This window comes from Shewanella sp. 10N.286.52.B9 (assembly GCF_002873635.1).
GTDB lineage: Bacteria > Pseudomonadota > Gammaproteobacteria > Enterobacterales > Shewanellaceae > Shewanella.
Genome location: NZ_MCTY01000102.1, coordinates 17,165 through 37,751 on the forward strand (window position 1 = coordinate 17,165; position 20,587 = coordinate 37,751).

Consider the following 20,587-nt stretch of genomic DNA (forward strand, 5'->3'; position numbering starts at 1 on the left):
GAATATTTTTTGATTGTTATCGGCTTAGTGTTTGATTAAATGGGCTGTAAATTGATCGTGCAGCGCTTTAATGACGATAAAGTATTTCTTTATCAGCATAAAAAACACCGCTTAGCTGCGGTGCTTTGGATGAGAACGATGAGCTTTTTCAGATAGCCTGATGTTAACACATCAGGCTTTGTTCTTTGCAGGCAGAGGATTGTCTGCAGATTTACTCTGATAAAGTTACTCTGCTGCGTTATCTTCTAATAAGCCGCGGCTTCTTAACAGTGGCTCGATCCCAGCATCTTTACCACGGAACTGACGGTAAAGCTGCATTGGGTCGGCGCTGCCACCTTGAGACAAGATATTGTCTCTAAAAGCTTGGGCTGTTGCTGGGTCAAAAATACCATTTTCTTTAAATGCTTCAAAAGCATCGGCGCCTAAAATATCAGACCAAAGATAGCTGTAATAACCTGCAGAATAACCACCGGCAAAAATATGCGAGAAGTAACTGCTGCGATATCGTGGGGCAATTTCTTTAATTAAGCCCATATTGGCAAGTGATTCAGCTTCAAATTCGGCGGCATCTCTTAGTTTGGTGTCTGTTAATGTATGCCAGTCTAAATCAAGCTTAGTGGCTGCCATATATTCAACGGTAGCAAACCCTTGGTTGAATTTACTGGCAGCTTGAATTTTCTTAACAAGTTCAGTGGGGATCACTTCGCCGGTTTTATAATGTATTGCAAACTGCGCTAACACTTCAGGTTGCGTCATCCAGTTTTCCATCACTTGTGAAGGGAACTCGACATAATCTCGCGGTACTGAAGTACCTGATTGAGAAGCATATTCAACCTTTGATAGCATTCCATGTAGCGCATGTCCAAACTCGTGGAATAGGGTGCTAGCCTCATCAAATGTGAGTAGTGAAGGCTCATCACCCGTTGGGCGAGGGTAGTTAAGTACATTGACAATAATTGGCTTTGATTCAACGCCGTTCATATTAGATTGTGAGCGGAAGGCATTCATCCACGCACCGCCACGCTTGCTATCGCGCACGTAGTAGTCACCCAAGAAAATAGCCATTAAAGAACCGTCTTTGTCATAAACTTCCCAGGTTCTGACATCTGGGTGGTACTTAGGTAAGTCGGTGCGCTCTTTCATTGTGATGCCGAATAAGCGATTAGCGGTATAAAATACACCTGATAATGTTGATTCAAGTGAAAAATAAGGACGAGTCTGTTGCTCATTAAAGTCGTATTTTGCAACGCGGATTTGATCTGAGTAATACCACCAGTCCCAAGCTTGTAGGCTAAAGTCACCGCCTTGTGAGTCAATAACGGCTTGCATATCAGCAACTTCAGCATTAGCTTGTGCGAGCGCTGCAGGCCATACTTTATCTAGTAAGGCGTAAACATTTTCTGGGCTTTTAGCTGTGCGTTCTTCTAATACAAAATGAGCATGAGTTTTATAGCCCATTAAGTTAGCTTTTTGTGCGCGAAGTGCCGCAATTTTCGCTAAACCTGCTTTGTTATCATTGGCATTATTATTATTGGCACGCTCAATATAACCTTTGAAAAGCGCTTCTCTTAAATCGCGATTTTCAGCATAGGTTAAAAATGGTGTAATTGAAGGACGCTGCGTGGTAAACACCCACTTGCCTTCATGGCCACGTTTTGTAGCTGTTGCTGCAGCGGTATCGATAATATCTTGAGGCAAGCCTGCTAAATCTGTTTGTTTATCTATGACAAGCTCAAAAGCATTGGTTTCAGCCAGTAGGTTGTCACCAAACTCTAAGTTTAATTTACCAATCTGTTCATTTAACGCCCGTAGGGTGTTTTTATCTTCAGCCGATAAATTGGCGCCGCCACGGGTAAATCGTTTGTAAGTATCTTCTAGAAGCTTAGTTTGTGCAGTATTAAGTTGATAGGTTTCAGCTTGGTTGTAAACAGTTTTAACGCGCTGAAATAATTTATCATTTAAATAAATATCATCACTAGCTGATGACAGCATAGGTGACACTTGTTTTGAAATCGTTTGTATATCTGGGTTAGTGTGAGCACCGGTCAAATTATAGAAAACGCTCGATACTTTCGTTAATAAGGTGCCTGAAAACTCCATCGCTTCAATGGTGTTTGCAAATGTCGCAGCATCAGGGTTATTGGTAATGGCATTGATTTCTGCTTTGCGCTCAGCAATACCCGCTTCAAATGCCGGTAAGAAATGCTCATTTTTGATGTTATCGAAATCTGGGATTTCCATAAAGGTATCATAGGGTTTAAAAAATGGATTACTCACGTCTTGGCTGGTGCTAGCCGTAGCAACCGCATTGGGTGCTTGAGACGTTTGGACGCTTTCAACGTTATTATCTGAACATGCACTTAGCGCTAAAGTTAACGCCATGGCAGAAAAAAGTGGTGTGAGGGTTAGTCCCTTCATAATTATTTCCCTGTTTGCTTTGAAATGGTTGTCTAAATAACCCTATGCCGATGTATAAACCGTTAAAGAGTCACAAATCATCATTGTTATTTGTTTATGATTTGCTGCTAGATTAACAAATTTTTATCATACTTTCGTATACCTTTAGGTTACTTTTGTAACAAAACATAAAAAAAGGACCTAACGAGAGTTAAGTCCTTTATTTATTACTAACTAGTGATATGTAAACAAGGCTTATAATCTATGTTTAAGTCACACTATTTCGAGCAATGTTATGGTTTTAGAATTACTTTCACGCTGCCATCAACATCGGCTTCGTCAATATAACCGATAGCATTAGCATCTGCTGCTATTGCAGCTTTCATGCCTGATGCGTCACCAATGGTTGCTGGTGGTGTGCCTTTACCAGTAAATACCTGCTTTGACCAAAAAGCTTTAAGCTGAGCATCAGACTTACCCGTTACTGCGCTATGAAATTCAGAGCGGATAGGGTTGCCTTCTTCAAGTTCATAAACGACAAATGAAGAACCTTTGCCTAAAAAGGCTTTTTTAGCATCGGATTTGCTGATATCAGCAGCGGCTGGATTACCGATCACTACTACGGCAGCATTAACAGAAAACACACAGCTCACACTGAGCGCTAAAATAGATAATAATTTTTTCATTTCATCACTCCTAATTAAAATACTGCGTCAAATTGAACGGTATACACGGTAGTATCATCAAATTCTTTTGCTATGTTAGTCTCTAATCCACCAGATGTTTCGCCAAAATCATTAGAGTATGTGACGTCGAATTTTATGGCTAAATTATCAAGTGCATCCCAACGTAGGCCTGCACTGTATGACTTTCTTTGGCCATTAAAAATAGCGGCTTGAATTGCTGAAGCCTCATCAATAATAGTTCTGCTATCGTTATCTTTAGTTTCGAAGAAAGAAGCTGTTACATAAGGTGTGAAGTCATTGATACGGTAACCCAAGGTTAAGTAACCTGAATCAGAATCAGGATAAGCGCCATCCACTTCGATGCGTGTTAACTCTGTAATGGCTAAGAAAGATCCATTATCGTAACTAGCGCCAACGCCCGCGAAAGTGCCTTTTTCTCGATCTATTTCTAGTAGCGTAACAGTGACATCGATCTCGGTATTTGGCATTAGTTCTTGTTTAATTTGACGCTTAACATCACCGTCTAAAATTGCTTCACCGTATAAGCCTCGTAGAGTCCAAGTTTCATCAGTCCAAGTAACATTGACACCTAAAATATTTTTCATGTCAACGCCAGCAGCTTCAGATTGTCCACCAAAAGCTTGAATGGTCATTGTTGAATCATCAAATTCAACATCGTAGCTAACATCTCCACCTGTATAGGAGGTAAATGGCACTGGGTCGTATACATCTGATGGTGGACGTACAAATGGCTGGGCATAACCAACATCAAGATAATCTGAGTACATATACAGTGGTATACGTAATTTACCTGCACGAGCTTGGATATTATTTTCAAAGCGATGAGAGATATAAGCCCATTCAGCTTCTACATCCCAATCATTTTCGCCTCTCATCATCAACTGCATAACAGCTTGAGTCTGATCTGTAATTGCAAACGTACCTTGTAAACCAAATTTGCTGCCTTCATTGAAGTTAGCTGAAGTGGTTGCTCCGGCATAACCTGCGTTGTTATCGGAAGTGATGAAAGCGCCCGTCATAAATCCGTTGAATTTGAAGCGTTCGGTCAAATTGGCAGTTTGATTTGCTTGTAATGATTTAACTTGTTGTTCAAGTTTGGCTAATTTTTCATCGGTAGCGTCATTGGCCACTGCAAGTGCTGGTAGCATTGCGACTGAAATTGCTAAAGGTAGCGCTTTCAAATTAAAACTCATAGTGTTACTCCTGGTTATTATTCTTAAGGCAGAAATAGTGTGATTTTCTACCTTTATATTTCTAATTATTAGACTTTAAATTGACCTGTAATGGATTGAAGCTGTTGGCTAACCCCTTCAATATCATGACTAATCCCGCCCATTTCATCCGTGGTCATTTTTACTTTAGCGGCATTGGTTTCAATATCTGCGACATATTGTTGAATGAGTTCTGAAGTGTTGTGTTGCTCTTCAGTGGCCGCGGCAATTTGGTCATTAACTATGGATATAGCACTGACTTTATTAGTGATATTGATTAATGCATCTCCTGCTAGTGAAGTGGTTTTTACGCCTTCTTCTGCGGTTTCTATTCCACGCTGCATTGCATCAACCGCTTGTGTTGAAGTAGAGCGAAGCTCTTGCAATACTTGTTGAATTTCTTGTGTTGAGGCTTGAGTGCGTGAAGCAAGCGTTCTAACTTCATCTGCGACAACGGCAAAGCCTCGGCCTTGTTCGCCGGCTCTTGCTGCTTCAATCGCCGCATTTAGTGCCAGTAAATTAGTTTGATCTGCAATCCCGCGGATAGTATCCAAGATGTCATTCACATTACTGGTAAAGGCTTCAAGTTGATTGACCACAACGGAGGTTGTTCTGACTTCTTCAGAGAGCTGGTTAATGGTAGTAATGGCTTTACTGACCACTTGCTGACCTTGTAAAGCTTCTTCATTGGCATTATCAGCTTCCGATGCAGCATTGGCGGCATATTCGGCAATGTGGGCCACGCTAACGAACATTTCTCTCATCGCATGGGATATTTGTTCGACAGATTGATTTTGCTCATTGACTGTTTGTTCACTATTTTTACAGCTATTGAGTAATGTTTGTGAAGCGAGCCCTAAACTGTCAGTAGTTTGCTTGGTATCAGCAATGCTGAGCTGTAATTTTGAAACAAATTGGTTAAACCAATGGACTAAATCTGCAATTTCATCTTTACCTTGGTAATCAACTCTTGAGCGTAAATCACCTTCACCTTCAGAAATATTACGCAGTGACTGAGTAACACTTTCAAGGGTAACAATGATTGAGCGGTTAACTAATAAACCAACCACAATCAGAAACATCGATGCAATGATACCGATAGCAAGCATTGAACTGGCTGCTGTATCTGAACTGGCCAGCGTAGTATCAATGCTTGATTCAAACTGCTGAGAAAAAGTTAAGTGTTTATTGCTAAACCTTTCAACAAGTTGCTCATAGCGTTTGGCATTGGCTGCCGCTTGTATGGTGATTTTATTAAAATCAACATCACTTTTTAAAAACTCAGCGACCAAAAGTTGTGCATTATCAAAATACAGTGATAAATCATTTTGCATATTATTAGCGTCAAATGACTCAGCAGGCAGTAAGCTTTTAATTGCGTCTAAGTTGCTGATAACTTGTTTGACCATATTGGCGGCAGTCTCTAAGCTTTCTTCTTCGCCAGTGGTTACCGCTGTTTGTATATTTTGTTCCAATTGAAGTAACAGGCCTTCGTTAATAGTGGCTAAATTTAACGCAGGATATAGTTGAGACTGAAGATCATTTAACCGTTGCGCATTTTGTTGCACGCTTTGATTGTTAATTAATATCGAGATAATAAATGAAAATATTGCGACAATGGTTAATAACGCGATCCGATGCTTTATTTTTAAGCTATTTAATTTCATTTCGAATAATCCTACTTATCTAGCTAAAGGTGAGTCATTAAAGTTTCGGTTATATAATGATTGGCTGTTGTAAAATAGCTGATATTAAAAATGAAACTTTTACTTTTTGTTATCTTTGATTGCAAATCGCTATTGCTTGTGTGCGATAACTTCATTTTATCAAGTTGTAAAACGTTTTTAGTATTTAAAATTAATGCCTTTCATATTGACTTATTGCCACCTTAGAGCTGTGGCATCCATCATTTGCTTAAAATTACCTATAACGGATATTGAACTATAAATAAAAATTGTTACCTTGTGGTTATTATAGTTGCTACGATGTTTAAGTCTGTTCTTGTTGTTACAATATCGGCAGTAATGTTCAAATACTTAAGTTTTATTTAATGTTTTTTTGAGTTGTTAAAATATTGATATAAAAATCTGCTGCGAAGAAGTGGAATTTAATTAGTTTTTGTTGCTGGGTTAACTTATTATTAACATTGCGTTTGGGTTTTAAGTTGATAATACAATCTTGCGTATAAATAGAGCTGTAATTTCATAAGTTTGAACATCATCATTAGTAGAAAGTTAGGAGGATTGCTGGGATATATGAAAAATAGCGGCAGGCTTAATCTACAAAGCTTGAGTGATTTTATTGTTTATAGCGGTGTTTAAATAATAAGCACAATGAATGTTAGCGCTACAAAGGCGCATTAACTATTTATGTTGTAGCTGATTGTCCATAAATAGTTAATGCAGATGTTTGAGGTTTATTTTTAGTGCCCTAGGGTTTCTGAACCTGCTCGTCGTGGATCAGATGCGCCAAACAACCCCTTGTCGGTTATCACTATGGATTGAGTGCTGCCCATTGCGCTACTGGTTTTAACTTGATGGCCTTTGGCTTCCAGTAAAGTCACCGTATCGTTATTTAAACTGGTTTCAACACCAATGTAATCAGGCAGCCATTGATGGTGAATTCGCGCTGCGGCAGTGGCTTCTGCAATATTGAGTTTATGGTCAATGACATTCATGATGACTTGCAATGTGGTGGTGATAATTCGTGAACCACCAGGGCTGCCTGTCACCAAAAATGGTTTACCGTCTTTCATCACAATCGTTGGACTCATTGAGCTTAGTGGCCTTTTATGAGCATCAATTGCATTGGCTTCACCGCCGATTAAGCCATAGGCATTGGGAATACCGGGTTTTGCGGAAAAGTCATCCATTTCATTGTTAAGTAAAATGCCGGTACCTGCAGCAACCAGCCCAGAACCATAACTGAAGTTTAGGGTATAGGTATTTGATACAGCATTGCCCCATTTATCGACCACAGAGTAATGAGTGGTTTGATTACTTTCGTAAACGGATAAATCACCAGGCTTAATTTCGGCACTAGGCGTGGCTTTGTTATAGGCAATTTGTTTAGCGATTGAATCAGCATACTTTTGACTAGTGAGTTTATCTGTCGGCACGTTATGAAAATCAGGATCGCCTAAATACTCACTTCTGTCAGCATAGGCATGCTTCATGGTTTCCGTCATTAAATGCAGTGTTTGTGCAGTATTGTGACCCAACTCTTCAATAGGATAGTGCTCGAGTACATTAAGCATTTCAATGATATGAATACCACCAGAAGAAGGGGGTGGCATGGATACCACTTTATAGCCGCGGTATTCGCCTGTTACAGGTGTTCTTTCAATGACTTGATAGTTTTTCAAATCATTCATGCTCATTATTCCGCCAGCAGCTTGAATCGCAGCCTCAATTTTCTCAGCGGTTTCGCCTTGATAAAAGCCTTTACTGCCATGCTTAGCAATTAATGATAATGAATGAGCTAAATCTTTTTGCACTAAGGTGTCGTTAACGGCAAAACTGTCGCCATTACTTTTATAAAATATTTTGGCAGAACTTGGCCATTGTGAAATACGGCGTTTTAATCCATCAAGTGAATCTGCTAAGTCTGAATTAATTAAAATGCCTTTTTGCGCAAGTTCAATAGCAGGTTTAACGACTTCGCTCATACTCATGGTGCCATACTTGTTTAGCGCAAGTTCAAACCCCATCACAGTGCCTGGCACGCCAACCGCTAAACCATGTTCACGGCTAAGTTTTTTTACTACATCACCTTGTTCATTTAAAAATATATCTTTGTGGGCTTTTGCTGGCGCGGTTTCGCGGTAGTCGATAGCAATGGTTTTATCTTCTTTTTCAAGATGAACTAACATAAAGCCGCCACCGCCAATATTACCGGCTCTAGGTAAGGTGACCGCTAATGCAAACCCTACCGCGACAGCAGCATCAACAGCATTACCACCTTGTTTGAGAATATCGACACCAATGCGGGTTGCAAGTGATTCTTGGCTGGCAACCATGCCATGTTTGGCCCAAATTGGTTGTGAAGTATCAGAACGGCTATAAATCGATTGTTCATTTGCAGCATGCAGTTGTAGGGAAGTAAAAGATGATATGCTCAACGTCAGCGCAATACTTGTTGATATGACGATCGGTTTTAGTTTTGAAAAGAAACTCATTTTCAATCCTTTATAATTTTAATCATGTGTTGCAATGTGCCATAACTATGATCTAATACACAATATGTAACTGTGCTTTTTAAGGGAATATGTCTATCACACACACTATTGACTTGAATATTGGCTTTTATGATTCGGTGTCTGTTATTACTAAAGCTGAGTGGCAACGTATTTTTTCAGATAAAAACCCCTTTACTTCATTTGATTACCTTAATGCATTAGAGCAAAGCCAATGTGTTTCAGAGCAATCGGGCTGGTTGCCCAAACATATTGTGGTAAAGCAAGCAGGTGTTATTGTTGCTATTGCGCCTTGTTACGAAAAATCTCACTCTTGGGGAGAGTACGTGTTTGATTGGGCGTGGGCTGAGGCTTATGAGCGTAATGACTTAAGCTATTACCCAAAGTTAGTGCTAGCGGTGCCATTTACACCAGTAAGTGGTGAGCGTATTGGGTTTGATTGCTGTCAATCAAGTTTAAACAAAGCCGAGATCATCGCTGCAGTGAGTGAATTTCTAAATCAGACACTTGGGCAAGGGTATTACTCTTCTTGGCATTGTTTGTTTTTACCCAAGGCTGATTATTTGAATTTAGCTCAAGATAATATTTCAAGGCTAGGCACTCAGTTTCATTGGCATAATCATAACTATCAGCACTTTGATGATTTTTTGCAGCAATTAGTGTCACGTAAACGCAAAAATATCATTAAAGAGCGCAAGGCTTTAGCTAGGCACAATTTGGATTTTGAGTTTATTGATGGCGATAAAGCCACCGCTGCGCAATGGCAAGGCTTTATTGCTTGTTATCAACAAACCTATTTAAAACGCTCAGGTCATGGCGGTTATTTATCTGCTGAGTTTTTTTATCAAATCGCTAAGACTATGGGCGCAAGTATTAAGTTGCTGTTAGTGACAAAAGCGTCAGATTCAACAACGCACCAGCAGGCACAATTAATCGCTTCTGCATTATACTTTGCCACTGATACGCATTTATATGGCCGCTACTGGGGCTGCTTACAATTTATTGACGGCTTACACTTTGAAACCTGTTATTACCAAGGTATTGAGTACGCCATAGCGAACGGGTTTATGGTGTTTGATGCTGGGGCGCAAGGTGAGCACAAAGTGGCCAGAGGTTTTGTCCCCATTGAAACTTATTCTAATCATAACCTTACTCATCAAGGCTTTAGCAATGCTATCGAAGATTATTGCCTGCAGGAGCAACGGCACATAAAGCAATACATGCAGCAGTTAGCTGAAAGTTCGCCTTATAAATAGCGTTTTGGCTAGCTTTGACAAACTAAGCCAAATGGTGTGCTTTTTATCAACGGATATTGAATGACTGCTTTGCAAGCCGCTATTTAATCCTTGATGAGGCTATTGAATTGATAGTGACGGCTGACATTTTTACTCACAAGGGCCCAGTTAGAATGACTTGTTCTTTGCTGGTGGTGATCAAAAGCTTGTTGGTTTTTAAAGGTTTCAGAGACGTAAAACTTAACAGGGTTGCTTGCATCTTGTGTGACTGAAAATGATAAGCAGCCAGGTTCTTGTTTTGTGAGTTGGCTATGAACCTTAAGTGCTTCAATCACCGCTTTTAATTCAGCCTCAGGGACTAGTATATAGCCTGTTAAGGTGACTTTATTCATGCTATTACTTATAGCATTGCTCATGTCATTACTCATGTCATTACTCATGTTCGTAGGTCTTGTACTTATCTGTTTTATAAGATTATCCCAAGGCCAACCATAAGCCAACACCGACCATTAAACTGCCCGCTATGCGATTCATTAATTTAATATTATCCCCACGAGATAGAAAAAGTCTCAAGCTCTTTCCGCCACTGGCGTAAGCTAACATCGAAGCTGATTCTGTGAGCATGATAATCGACAATAACCAGAAAAGTTGCGTTCCAACAGCTTGGTCTACATTAATAAAAGGGGGCAGCAGTGAAATCATAAAAGCCCAGCCCTTAGGGTTGGCAATAGCGGTTATAAAACCTTGTGACATTAATGCGGAATTACTGATGCTAGTATCTGTTTGCTGGCCTTCGATAATGGCCATTTTTCCTTTTGAACGCCACATATTAATGCCAATATAAGCAAGATAAGCGCCGCCCAACCATTTTAAGACTGCAAATATATCAGGGTAGTTTAGCATCACGCTAGCCACGCCCATCACCGCCGCAATAGCCACCAATGCCACGCCAATAAGCTCACCTAGCATCATCCAAAGGGTGCGTTTAACGCCAATGCTCATACCTAAGGTCATTGCCAGTGTCATACACATACCGGGAGTGATCGATACAAAAAAGAAAGTGGGAATAAATACAGCTAATACGGTAAAATCTGGCATGAAGGTTCTAATGTCATTAAAGAAACAAGCGAGTAAGGAAGAGCAGAGTGTAAGGCTTTAAGATGTGAGTGTAAATGTGGCTGTGTTTTAATTTATTGCTATTTGAATACAACCCATAGCAAAGGTGCCGATGGATTGTATTCAATGCTATTTTTAAAATTGAGTGGCTTAAATATAGTGGTTTAAATTTAGTCACTTGGATTTAGTCACTTAGATTTAGTCACTTAGATTTAATAAGTTAACTTGGGTCAACCACGATATGTTCAAGTTCTATGGCGCACACCGCTTGCAAGGTATCCATAGACGCATTGACTAAGCTTATCTTGCCCTTTGATGACTCAATGAGCACAACGCGGTTGATATCACTGTATTCACGGTTATGGCGAATTAAATTAGATAGCGCCATTTGCATTGGCATCATAGATGGGTTGAATGCCGCATTTTCAGCATAACGTCCACAATAGGTTTTGCCGTCTTTGGTTTCTAGTACCACTGCAGCATAATTATTGGTATAAGGCGCATAGCTTAGGCCTGCTTGATCTATGGCTTCAATTATCATGGGATCATCAGAGTTTAAACTAAACTCAATGTTACTTTTTGATAATAAAGGTTTTGTCACCTGCAAATCAGCAGGGCCAAAGGCATAGGGTAAATAATGACTAAGTAACTGTGATTGCTGACCTGGCAAGTGAATTTTAATACCAATGCCGTCGACCAATTCATTGATAAACTGACGACAATGACCACAAGGGGTAAAGTTGACAACAATATCAATAATTTTTTGCTCGCCATTGAGCCATGCATGGCTTATCGCGCTTTGCTCGGCATGGACGGTATGAAATAGAGCTTCAGAAGCTAATTCAAAATTGGCTCCCATATAGATATCACCACTTTCACCCTTGGCGATTGCGCCGACATAAAATTCACTAATACTTGGCTTGGCGAGGGCGGCAGCAATTGGCAACAAGCTCAGTAGTAATTGCTCTTCATCTATTTGCGATGCTGTGACGAGCTGAGCTAATTGGCTTGCATCAATATGGCCACAAAAATCGTCATTAAGTAATGGTATTAATGCGCTTGCCAGTGGCTTGGGTAGTTGGGTGATGCTATCAATAAAGCGATTTTGCATGACCAATTCCTTTATAAAATGATTAATGACTAAAAGCTTGCGTTATAAGGCTTGTAAATACATGCACAGTGCTTTTAGTAATTTCTGCTTATGTTCATTGTCGCTGGTTTCTTCCAACAAGTTTTCGAGATTAATCACATAATCGGCATCTGATAAACGTTGTTGGCAAAACTCTCGCCATCTTAATGACTCATCGTGGCTTAATGTTTCTGGGTAATTACGGCCACGATAGCGAAATAGCATCTGCTCAATGCGGGGATCGTCAAATTCTAGATTAAGCGCGGCTAAGTTTTCGGCTTTGGTATTGCGGATCATTTCCATTTTGGCTTTATCGGCGCGGCTAAAAAAACCGCCGCTATAAAGCATTAAATCAGGATCTGTCGCTGCAGGGTGATTATTCGCCTCGAATACCGCCTGCATTTTTTCTCGTAGCTCAGGGTGCTGTTTGAACAGTTTGTATTGCTGACGGGCAAAGTCCATATCAAATTGGTGCCTTGCTGCCACTTCTTCAGTGAGTAACTTAGGCGTACCAATAAATGGACATTTATTGACGTGGATTTGCTTTAACGGGATCGGTAATTCATCTGGGGCTAAATCGGCACGTGAGGTATACATGCGCTCGACGATATCTTCTACCGATAAGTCGATCAATGGGCTAATATCCATTGCCAAATTAATACAAATCATGGCGTTTTTATTGGATGGATGCGGCGCAACAGGCGCGATTAAAGTGACACATCCTTTAGCTGCACTGATTTTAGAACTCACATGTACCAAAGGCTGCATAAAGTCGCCTTGGATTAATTCGGCAACTTTATTTTTATTACGAAGGTTAAAGTAATAATCATATAACTTAGGTTGTTTCTCTTTGATGAGTTTTGCAATGGCAATGGTGGCGTAAACATCACTCATAGCATCATGAGCTTGTTCATGACTTAAGCCATTAGCTTGGGTTAACTGTTCTAATTTAAAGCTTGGCGAGCCATCTTCTTTTAATGGCCAGTTGATGCCTTCTGGTCTAAAGGCATAACAGGCTCTGACTAAATCAATGATATCCCAGCGAGTGTTGCCGTTTTGCCATTCACGGGCATAAGGGTCAATGAAATTACGGTAAAAACCATAACGGCTAACTTCATCATCAAATCTTAGTGAGTTGTAGCCAACGACACAGGTATTGGGCTGGCTGAAAATGGTATTAATGCGCCCCATAAACTCTGATTCAACCATGCCTTTTAAATTGGCTAATTGCGGCGTGATCCCTGTAACAAGTATTGCTTCTGGTTTAGGAAGATAATCAGTTGCTTGCTTGCAATAAAAGTTTTCAGGCTCACCAATGATGTTTAAATCATAATCAGTACGGATGCCTGCAAACTGAGAAGGGCGATCTTTTGCTGGGCTTACCCCGAAGGTTTCGTAATCGTGCCAGAAGAGAGTAGGTTGTAAAGCGCTTGCCATAATTAACTATTGTCCTATAACTCATGTTTTGCCATCTTAGCACTGTTAATTACGAATGTTTACCTGTGGTAACTTGTTTGGCTGGATTTTAACTCTAGCATCGAGCATTTTTGCTGGTTTAAGGGACGTTTGAGCAAATTATTAAACCTTGTTGATGGTATAAAAACCGCTTTGTCATTAAAGCTAAATTATGTAAAAAGCACTTAATTTTATAGGCTTAAGTATTAATTGGTGACGCAAATCATTTTGCTGGTTACAATTTAAAAAAATCAGAGGTAAGTTCATGTATAACCATTTATTAAGTCAGCCCGTTAAATATGAAGTGGATCAGCATCAGACTTTACATCTTAGCCTACCTGATGAAGTAAGTGATTTTGCGATATTACCGGCATTGAGCCAGCCTATTGCTGAGGTCATAGTAAAAGAGCTGAAGTTTAATAATGCGAATGTGCTGCAAGGTGCGACTATCATTTTAACTTGTCAGCCACTTTTTAAGGTGTCTGTTCAAGAGCAAGTCAATACGATTGTAGATAATGATCACAATCTCATTAGCCAGCTAAAACGTGGCGTAGGCCAAGGCTTTCGTTTGTATACTCGCTCAGGTGTCGCACCGAAAAAATCCGCGACCATGTTAAGGCAGGGAACCACATTAGTCTTTTCATTTGCTGAAGCTCTACAAATTAAGGTAAAAGGGCAGCTTGGTGATGCCATTAAACTTGAAGATGATTTTAGACTTAATCAAGAACCTAAAGCATTAATGCATGCAAGGGCGATATTAGCCCGCAGCTTTAACTATGAAGACGCGCCGGCAACCATTGCGATAAATATGAGTGAGATCGAACAAGTGCGAGCTGAAATAACCGCTTATTTGTCATCAGAGCATAATAAGGTTAACGCAGTGATTGCCGCTCAGCTGATAAAGTTAGATAATCTACTCAGTCATAAACACCGCTGGTTACTCAGAACTTATAGTCAATCGCAGCAGCGCACTAATTTTGCTACTGCAGCCAATGAGTTATCAAAAAATGTTGAAGATCTTCAGCGTAAACTTGAATGCTTTAGCTTGCTTGCTCCGGCGGATGTTAGCCAAATGGTTGATAAATTAACTGAAGAACATGAGTAGTTATTTGCTACAGCGGATCAATCGACACTATTTGTAAGTAACTGCATTGTAAGTAACTGCATTATAAGTAACCGAGACTATTTTTGAGTTTTCGGTGCTATTTATATTAGTTGTAGTCTTAACTAATCTCTAAATATAACTTAAATCACAAGCTAGAATTCAACTAAACACCTTTTTCATTTCTATAGAGTTATGTCATGCAATATATTTGTCCAATCTGCCAAACAGAGTTATCACTGCACCAAAAATCATGGCATTGTCAAAATCGTCATCAATTTGATTGCGCTAAAGAGGGCTATGTGAACCTGCTTCCAGTGCAGAAGAAAAACTCCAAAGACCCCGGTGATAATAAAGACATGATGCTAGCGCGCCGAGAATTTCTGAACCAAGGCTATTATGAAAAGCTCAGTGAGAAAGTGAATCAGCTCGCGGTTAAGTATGCTGCTAATGCACAATGCGTGCTTGATATCGGTTGTGGTGAGGGGTATTACAGTAACAGGCTTCATAGCGCTTTAAATGCAAATAGCGCCTTAAATGCAAGCAATAATTCGCTTGTTACCGTCCCAAAAGCCAATGTTGAACAAACATGTCACTTACAAGGGTTAGATATCTCAAAGTCTGCGATACGTTACGCCTCTAAACGTTATCCACAAATGGACTTTTGTGTTGCTAGCGCTTATGAGATGCCGTTTTCAGCGTCAGCGTTTGATTTGGCTATTCGTATTTATGCACCGTCAAAAGTAGAAGAGTTGCAACGGGTACTTAAAAAAGGGGCTATTTTAATTACCGTAGCACCTGGGCCAATGCACCATTTTGCAATGAAAAAAATTATTTACAGTGAGCCCAAACCCCATGATGAAGCCAAAGCGCAGATTGAGGGCTTTAGCTGCTTACATCAGGAGCGATTACAGTATCGGCTTGAGTTATCTAAAGTCGTTGATATTGAAAACTTTTTGAATATGACTCCCTATGCATGGAAATTAACAGCTGAGCAAAAGGCTGAAATTTCAAATCAAGGGCTTAGCTGCGAGTTAGACTTTAGTATCGAAATTCACATCCGTAATTGATTTGTCATATAGAACTGGTATTTTACTATTTGAATCTGATATTTAGTTGTGAATTTTGTTAGTCCGAGCACTGAATATTGTTGTTGTAGCATCTATATCAAATTATATAGCGATTTAGTTGACATACCCGCAAAAAGGTTCATAATCTATCGGGCTTGAAGGTTGGGCTTAGTTTATGTGTTTCAATACGACCAGTTTCGTCCTGTGAACATAAGTAAAACCGGCATTTTCAGCTCTACTGCCGTTAAGGCTTTAATTTATATATACAGGATTTATATCATGTCTCAAGTTACTGGTGTTGTTAAGTGGTTCAACTCTGATAAAGGTTTCGGATTTATCGAGCAAGAGTCTGGTCCAGACGTATTCGTTCACTTCCGTGCTATCAACTCAGACGGTTTCAAAACTCTTGACGAAGGTCAAAAAGTACAGTTCACTGTTACTCAAGGACAAAAAGGTCCTCAAGCTGAGAACGTTACTGTAGTTTAATTATTTCTAGCTTCGGCTAGTATAATTAATAAAGCTGTAGTCTTTGACTACAGTTTTTTTTTTGCTTTTTTTAACTATCCTTTGTTTAAATACCTTTATTTCAATAACTTAGGTTGATAAGTTGTTTTAACCCTTGTTGTTGCAGTATGCTCTGCTAGTTTAGATGTTGATTTGGTGACTCTCTCTTTAGTTGCATTCCATCAGCTTAGAAGCATCAATCCACTCCATTTTTTGCCTCGCTTTTATCTGCATCTGAAATACTTTTACTATTTATTTACTGTGATTGCTATTTCGTTACTGCCGATTTCTTAGTGTTTTCCCAGTCTGTTTCTCACTCTATTTTCGTTATTTGAACCTTGGATTTTGGGCGTTATAGCCACCTATGGAAATCTACAATTTGCTGATTTGTCCTAGTCAGCCAGTTTCAGCTGTATGTTTTCTTATGTTGATTTGATTTAGCTAATTGCAAAATGTATACGCTTCTATCAGGTTTACTAAGCAGATAAAGTCATCGTTCAATGTTGTTTTTACAGTTAAAAAATCGACATTTTTATTTTGGGAGCAAGTGCAGATTAAGAGCGATTTGAAATTATTGAGGGTGCTAGGTGTGACGGGGGTCACGTTTTTGTTAATTGCTTTTAAAAATTAAAACCCAGCAATAATTGCTGGGTTTGTTAGATTTAATCAACTTAATGCTGCTTAATTTGAAAACAGTGTTTCTTCTAAGCTTCGTCCTTTCATCATTGCTTTATATTGCCATCCTTGCTCGGTAAATAATGTTAGTAATGACATCTCTAAGCTAAAGCTTACATCTATACGGTGCTCAATAATTATTTGCTCATCGTTGTTAATTTTCACATTGAGGATATTAGGCAGTAAACGCACCTTATCACTTAGTGCACTAATGTCTGCTTGCTGCATCGTCAAGGTTAAAAAGGCGGTTTCAGCATCAGCTTTCATTGACACCGATTGTTGTAGCTGACCGTTCTCTAAATAGACAACTTGATCGCACAGTTTTTCAAGCTCTTCTAAATTATGGGAGCTAATAACAAAAGTCGTTTCTACTGATAAGTCTTTTACTATTTGACGGATTTTTTTTGCGTTAACAGGATCAAGCCCTGCAGTGGGTTCATCAAGTAACACCAGTTTAGGCGAACCTATCAGCGCTTGAGCGATCGAAACTCGTTTACTCATTCCATGACTGAGGCTTTTAGGTAACATTTGCGCTGAGCTAGTTAAGTCAACTAATTCAAGCACTCTAAGTGCTTCTTGCTTAGCTTTCTTACCTGACATACCTTGTAATTTACCAAAAAAAGTAAGTTGCGACACTATACTAAAGTTGGGGTCTAACGCGGCGTCTTGTGGTAAAGCTGAGACAATATTTTGTAATTTAGCACTGCCTGGCTTTTCCCCAAAAATGCTTATTTCACCATTACTGGGATGAATAAAACCACAAAGTAAGCTAAAAAGGGTAGTTTTGCCGGCGCCATTAGGGCCTACAAGCGCGATAGGCGCACCAGCATCAAGTGACAGATTGATATTAGATAGCGCCACTTTATTGCCATATTGCTTAGAAATATTAGTACAGGTAATTAACTTCATAGTGCACTCCTTTGCATGTAAATTCGGCCAAGTGCAAGGATAACTATGGCTTGAATGATTGGGATCGGGGCGTAAATAAGCGAGCCAAGACCCTGAGTATTAATCATTAAAGATAACTGTGAACCCGGCAATACCCAGCTAATGAACGAAACTGCAGGTAGCTGACTATTAATAATGGCTATGACGATACCGCTGAGTGCCCAAAGGATTACCGCATAAATGCTGGCCATTCTGGCAGAGTTGGCGTACCAAGATAACACTGCCATCACTGCGGTATAGGGTAAAAGGACGATAGTGATACTCAAGAATACCGCAAAGCCGCTAATTACTGCATCGCCAAGTAAACTGGCATCACGACTTATTACCATCACAATAGTGGCGATAATGGTCAGTAGTAATAGGCTTGATTGAATAAGCATTTGCCCTAAAAAACGGCCAAAGAAAATACTGTCTCTACTGACTCTGAGGCTTAAAAATCGGAATGATCCTCTTTGTTTATCAGAACTAAATTGATCTGCAGTAATGAAAATACTGAAAAAAGGAAACAGATATAAAGCAATACACCAAAACACTGCAAATTCAGCCACAGACCAATTAAATAATTGATCTAAGGTGCCAGGGCCGTATAGACCTTGGACCAAGTCTTTGGTTGCGGGTTCGAGTAGGTAGCTAGAGGCACTATTAACTGGGTATAAAAGGATAATCGCCCAGATCAAGGAAAAGGCGATTAATGCTGCAATGCCTTTGGTATTGGTAAAACGTTTACTGACCTCATAGGAGGCAATGAGCCATAATTGGCATATTGCTGAAGGTCTTTGAGTTGAATCCATTTAGTATCAATCCTTGCAAATACAATAATATTTTAGTCATCATACTTTATCGCTACTATTTATCAGATTAATTTTTGTTAAATTACCGGCAAGCTGTGCTCAACAGTGTTGTTTGCTGAGCACGCAGTATAAAAAGTGGCTTGAGTGTAGATGCTTATTTATTAACAGTGTTAGTTTAATAATTGCTCGAGTTCTTGAAGGCGCTGAGTTAACTCACTGACTTGGGTTTCAAGTTGCTCCACTCTAGCGGCTAAGGCTTGTTTATCTGCTGCTGATGATGGCGTTCTTGCAACACTGGCATCGAATGATGTTGTGCCTTGTTCAAGGTATTGCTTATCAGAAAATAATTGTGCGTAACGATTATCACGACGGCCAGCTTCGCGGGGCAATTGGACGATTAACGGCTCTTCACGGCTGGCTAGCGCTTGTAATGTGGATTCGACTTGCTGAGGCGTTTCAAAAGCATGTAGTCGATTACAGCGGGTTTTGAGCTCACCGGGCGTTTGTGGCCCACGTAGCAGCATCACAATTATCACTGCAAGTTGATCACTACTAAGCTGTAAGTCACTGAACTCGGTATTACAAAAACGATGCTTGTATTTTACCACTCGACTGCCAAAACCTGACTGCTCACTGATAAGTCGCTTCTTGGCTAAATCATCAATAATGGTTTGTACTTCAGTCTCGCTTAATGCCATGACGGGTTCACGACTACTTTTTTGGTTACAGGCAAGGGTAATTGAATTGATTGAAAGCGGGTATTGCTCAGGGGTAGTAATTTCTTTTTCTAATAAACAGCCAATAATGCGGGCTTCCAGATTGCTAAGTTCCATAAATTACTCCAAATAAAAAAGCATGGTTTGTTATAACAGAACCATGCTTTTTATCAAATAATTTGGCTATTTAGGCTGCTATTTAAGTAATCTAATGCCGTCAGCTTCAATGCTAATTTGTTTCGCTTTGAATAAACCGCCAATGCTGCGTTTGAAGGCTTTTTTGCTCATGGCGAGTTGCTCGTAAATAATCGCTGAATCAGTTTTGTCATTTAATGGTAAAAAACCACCTGCGCGGTGCAGTTTATTAATAATGGTTTCAGCATTTTTATCAAAGCTTTGTTGGCTGTCTTTTTGTAAAATTAAATCCACTTTGCCATCTTCACGAACTAGCTTGATATAGCCTTTGATTGATTGACCAAAGCTTAGGCGTTGGAATACTTCATTTTGATAAAGCACGCCCCAATGGGCATTATTAATAATGGCTTTGAAACCTAAATCAGTGGTGCCACCAATGATTAAGTCAACTTCTTCACCCACTTGATATTCAGCAGGTGTCTTGTCTAAAAACTTATCGACTTTTGCTGATGCCATAATGCGTTCATCGGCTCTATTGGCATGAACATAAACTAGGTATGACTTACCTTCTTCAATGTGTCGATGCTGCTCACCAAAAGGCAGTAATAAATCTTTATCTAAGCCCCAATCTAAAAATGCGCCAAAAGGACCAGTAGCAATGGCCTCTAAATAAGCAAATTCACCCACTTGTGCATAAGGTGTTTGGGTGGTCGCAATAACAATATCTTCAGAATCGAGATAAAGAAAAACATCTACCATATCGCCGACTTGACAGCCTTTAGGGGCAAATTTATTGGGTAACAGCACTTGCCCAAGTTCTTCAGCATTTAGGTAAACGCCAAAATTAACTTGTTTAACGACCTCTAGGGAGTATTTCTTTCCGATCTGTATCATTCGCGACTCTGGTTAACTTAGGTTATGAAAAAACAGTTTGATTATATACGCAATCAGCTTGCTTGTAACTTGGGTTTCTAAACAAACTCATTGAAGTTAATTTTAGGTGATGACGATCATCTATACTGTCAGATAACATGCTATTGCTATTGGTTAGTAAGTTTTTGTTATTTAACAAAAAAAACATCATCAATTTGCAGTGGCTAAATATTAAGATATTTTTATATTAAAATGGATTTTTCTTGCTTGCATTTAACCGGTTAGCAGGGTTTAATTGCGCCGCTTTTTTATTTGCACTTTTCAAGTT

General features: G+C 39.6%; 17 protein-coding genes. 4 read left to right on the forward strand and 13 right to left on the reverse strand.

Features of this window, described 5'->3' with window-relative positions; all coding sequences use genetic code 11:
* Nucleotides 1–225: 225 nt before the first annotated feature.
* The 5 genes from BCU91_RS06810 to ggt form a co-directional block, all read right to left on the reverse strand.
* Nucleotides 226–2,418, reverse strand: coding sequence for a M3 family metallopeptidase (locus BCU91_RS06810; RefSeq protein WP_102531161.1), 2,193 nt, complete (start codon nucleotides 2,416–2,418; stop codon nucleotides 226–228).
* Nucleotides 2,419–2,690: 272 nt separating this feature from the next.
* Nucleotides 2,691–3,083 carry a phosphate ABC transporter substrate-binding protein gene (locus BCU91_RS06815; RefSeq protein WP_102476215.1) on the reverse strand — a complete coding sequence of 131 codons (393 nt, stop codon included), beginning with the start codon at nucleotides 3,081–3,083 and terminating at the stop codon, nucleotides 2,691–2,693.
* A gap of 14 nt (nucleotides 3,084–3,097) precedes the next feature.
* Nucleotides 3,098–4,297, reverse strand: a complete 1,200-nt coding sequence (locus BCU91_RS06820) for a hypothetical protein (RefSeq protein ID WP_102531162.1) — start codon at nucleotides 4,295–4,297, stop codon at nucleotides 3,098–3,100.
* Nucleotides 4,298–4,365: 68 nt separating this feature from the next.
* On the reverse strand, nucleotides 4,366–5,982 hold the full coding sequence (locus BCU91_RS06825) for a methyl-accepting chemotaxis protein (protein WP_102531163.1): 1,617 nt from the start codon (nucleotides 5,980–5,982) through the stop codon (nucleotides 4,366–4,368).
* Nucleotides 5,983–6,737: 755 nt separating this feature from the next.
* On the reverse strand, nucleotides 6,738–8,492 hold the full coding sequence (gene ggt / locus BCU91_RS06830) for a gamma-glutamyltransferase (RefSeq protein WP_102531164.1): 1,755 nt from the start codon (nucleotides 8,490–8,492) through the stop codon (nucleotides 6,738–6,740).
* Between the two features lie 89 nt (nucleotides 8,493–8,581).
* Between ggt and BCU91_RS06835 the strand changes: the two genes are divergently transcribed.
* A complete protein-coding gene (locus tag BCU91_RS06835) occupies nucleotides 8,582–9,766 on the forward strand; it encodes a GNAT family N-acetyltransferase (protein WP_102531165.1) in 1,185 nt (394 codons plus the stop codon).
* A gap of 83 nt (nucleotides 9,767–9,849) precedes the next feature.
* Here the strand turns inward: BCU91_RS06835 and BCU91_RS06840 are convergent, their stop codons facing one another.
* From BCU91_RS06840 to sbcB, 4 genes are all read right to left on the reverse strand, one after another.
* Nucleotides 9,850–10,161: a putative quinol monooxygenase gene (locus BCU91_RS06840; RefSeq protein WP_241904050.1), complete on the reverse strand. Its 312-nt coding sequence runs from the start codon at nucleotides 10,159–10,161 to the stop codon at nucleotides 9,850–9,852.
* A 58-nt stretch (nucleotides 10,162–10,219) separates the two neighbouring features.
* Nucleotides 10,220–10,843: a LysE family translocator gene (locus BCU91_RS06845; RefSeq protein ID WP_102531166.1), complete on the reverse strand. Its 624-nt coding sequence runs from the start codon at nucleotides 10,841–10,843 to the stop codon at nucleotides 10,220–10,222.
* A 238-nt stretch (nucleotides 10,844–11,081) separates the two neighbouring features.
* Nucleotides 11,082–11,972, reverse strand: coding sequence for a cytidine deaminase (cdd, locus tag BCU91_RS06850; RefSeq protein ID WP_102531167.1), 891 nt, complete (start codon nucleotides 11,970–11,972; stop codon nucleotides 11,082–11,084).
* Nucleotides 11,973–12,014: 42 nt separating this feature from the next.
* Nucleotides 12,015–13,427 carry an exodeoxyribonuclease I gene (gene sbcB / locus BCU91_RS06855; protein ID WP_102519660.1) on the reverse strand — a complete coding sequence of 471 codons (1,413 nt, stop codon included), beginning with the start codon at nucleotides 13,425–13,427 and terminating at the stop codon, nucleotides 12,015–12,017.
* A gap of 283 nt (nucleotides 13,428–13,710) precedes the next feature.
* Here sbcB and BCU91_RS06860 point away from each other — a divergent pair, with 283 nt between their 5' ends.
* From BCU91_RS06860 to BCU91_RS06870, 3 genes are all read left to right on the forward strand, one after another.
* Nucleotides 13,711–14,550, forward strand: a complete 840-nt coding sequence (locus BCU91_RS06860; protein ID WP_102438273.1) for a hypothetical protein — start codon at nucleotides 13,711–13,713, stop codon at nucleotides 14,548–14,550.
* Between the two features lie 197 nt (nucleotides 14,551–14,747).
* Entirely contained in the window at nucleotides 14,748–15,617 is an 870-nt protein-coding gene (rlmA, locus tag BCU91_RS06865; RefSeq protein ID WP_102531168.1) for a 23S rRNA (guanine(745)-N(1))-methyltransferase, read from the forward strand.
* A gap of 279 nt (nucleotides 15,618–15,896) precedes the next feature.
* A complete protein-coding gene (locus BCU91_RS06870; protein WP_012155714.1) occupies nucleotides 15,897–16,103 on the forward strand; it encodes a cold-shock protein in 207 nt (68 codons plus the stop codon).
* A 699-nt stretch (nucleotides 16,104–16,802) separates the two neighbouring features.
* On the opposite strand, the gene BCU91_RS06875 is transcribed toward BCU91_RS06870, so the two are convergent.
* The 4 genes from BCU91_RS06875 to BCU91_RS06890 all read right to left on the reverse strand — a co-directional run bounded on the left by BCU91_RS06875 (nucleotide 16,803) and on the right by BCU91_RS06890 (nucleotide 20,280).
* Nucleotides 16,803–17,705 carry an ABC transporter ATP-binding protein gene (locus BCU91_RS06875; protein ID WP_102531169.1) on the reverse strand — a complete coding sequence of 301 codons (903 nt, stop codon included), beginning with the start codon at nucleotides 17,703–17,705 and terminating at the stop codon, nucleotides 16,803–16,805.
* Entirely contained in the window at nucleotides 17,702–18,535 is an 834-nt protein-coding gene (locus BCU91_RS06880) for an ABC transporter permease subunit (protein ID WP_102531170.1), read from the reverse strand. The genes BCU91_RS06875 and BCU91_RS06880 overlap by 4 nt, the downstream gene beginning before the upstream one ends.
* Before the next feature lie 170 nt (nucleotides 18,536–18,705).
* A complete protein-coding gene (locus BCU91_RS06885; protein ID WP_102531171.1) occupies nucleotides 18,706–19,368 on the reverse strand; it encodes a DUF480 domain-containing protein in 663 nt (220 codons plus the stop codon).
* A gap of 78 nt (nucleotides 19,369–19,446) precedes the next feature.
* Entirely contained in the window at nucleotides 19,447–20,280 is an 834-nt protein-coding gene (locus tag BCU91_RS06890) for a S1-like domain-containing RNA-binding protein (RefSeq protein WP_102438265.1), read from the reverse strand.
* Nucleotides 20,281–20,587 lie beyond the last annotated feature (307 nt).

Coding starts and splice junctions, on each gene's coding strand:
- BCU91_RS06820 (WP_102531162.1), bottom strand. CDS start 4,297: ATGAGTTTTAATTTGAAAGCGCTACCTTTAGCAATTTCAGTCGCAATG.
- BCU91_RS06810 (WP_102531161.1), bottom strand. CDS start 2,418: ATGAAGGGACTAACCCTCACACCACTTTTTTCTGCCATGGCGTTAACT.
- rlmA (WP_102531168.1), top strand. CDS start 14,748: ATGCAATATATTTGTCCAATCTGCCAAACAGAGTTATCACTGCACCAA.
- BCU91_RS06815 (WP_102476215.1), bottom strand. CDS start 3,083: ATGAAAAAATTATTATCTATTTTAGCGCTCAGTGTGAGCTGTGTGTTT.
- BCU91_RS06835 (WP_102531165.1), top strand. CDS start 8,582: ATGTCTATCACACACACTATTGACTTGAATATTGGCTTTTATGATTCG.
- sbcB (WP_102519660.1), bottom strand. CDS start 13,427: ATGGCAAGCGCTTTACAACCTACTCTCTTCTGGCACGATTACGAAACC.
- BCU91_RS06870 (WP_012155714.1), top strand. CDS start 15,897: ATGTCTCAAGTTACTGGTGTTGTTAAGTGGTTCAACTCTGATAAAGGT.
- BCU91_RS06880 (WP_102531170.1), bottom strand. CDS start 18,535: ATGGATTCAACTCAAAGACCTTCAGCAATATGCCAATTATGGCTCATT.
- BCU91_RS06860 (WP_102438273.1), top strand. CDS start 13,711: ATGTATAACCATTTATTAAGTCAGCCCGTTAAATATGAAGTGGATCAG.
- BCU91_RS06825 (WP_102531163.1), bottom strand. CDS start 5,982: ATGAAATTAAATAGCTTAAAAATAAAGCATCGGATCGCGTTATTAACC.
- BCU91_RS06840 (WP_241904050.1), bottom strand. CDS start 10,161: ATGAGCAATGCTATAAGTAATAGCATGAATAAAGTCACCTTAACAGGC.
- cdd (WP_102531167.1), bottom strand. CDS start 11,972: ATGCAAAATCGCTTTATTGATAGCATCACCCAACTACCCAAGCCACTG.
- BCU91_RS06845 (WP_102531166.1), bottom strand. CDS start 10,843: ATGCCAGATTTTACCGTATTAGCTGTATTTATTCCCACTTTCTTTTTT.
- BCU91_RS06885 (WP_102531171.1), bottom strand. CDS start 19,368: ATGGAACTTAGCAATCTGGAAGCCCGCATTATTGGCTGTTTATTAGAA.
- ggt (WP_102531164.1), bottom strand. CDS start 8,492: ATGAGTTTCTTTTCAAAACTAAAACCGATCGTCATATCAACAAGTATT.
- BCU91_RS06875 (WP_102531169.1), bottom strand. CDS start 17,705: ATGAAGTTAATTACCTGTACTAATATTTCTAAGCAATATGGCAATAAA.
- BCU91_RS06890 (WP_102438265.1), bottom strand. CDS start 20,280: ATGATACAGATCGGAAAGAAATACTCCCTAGAGGTCGTTAAACAAGTT.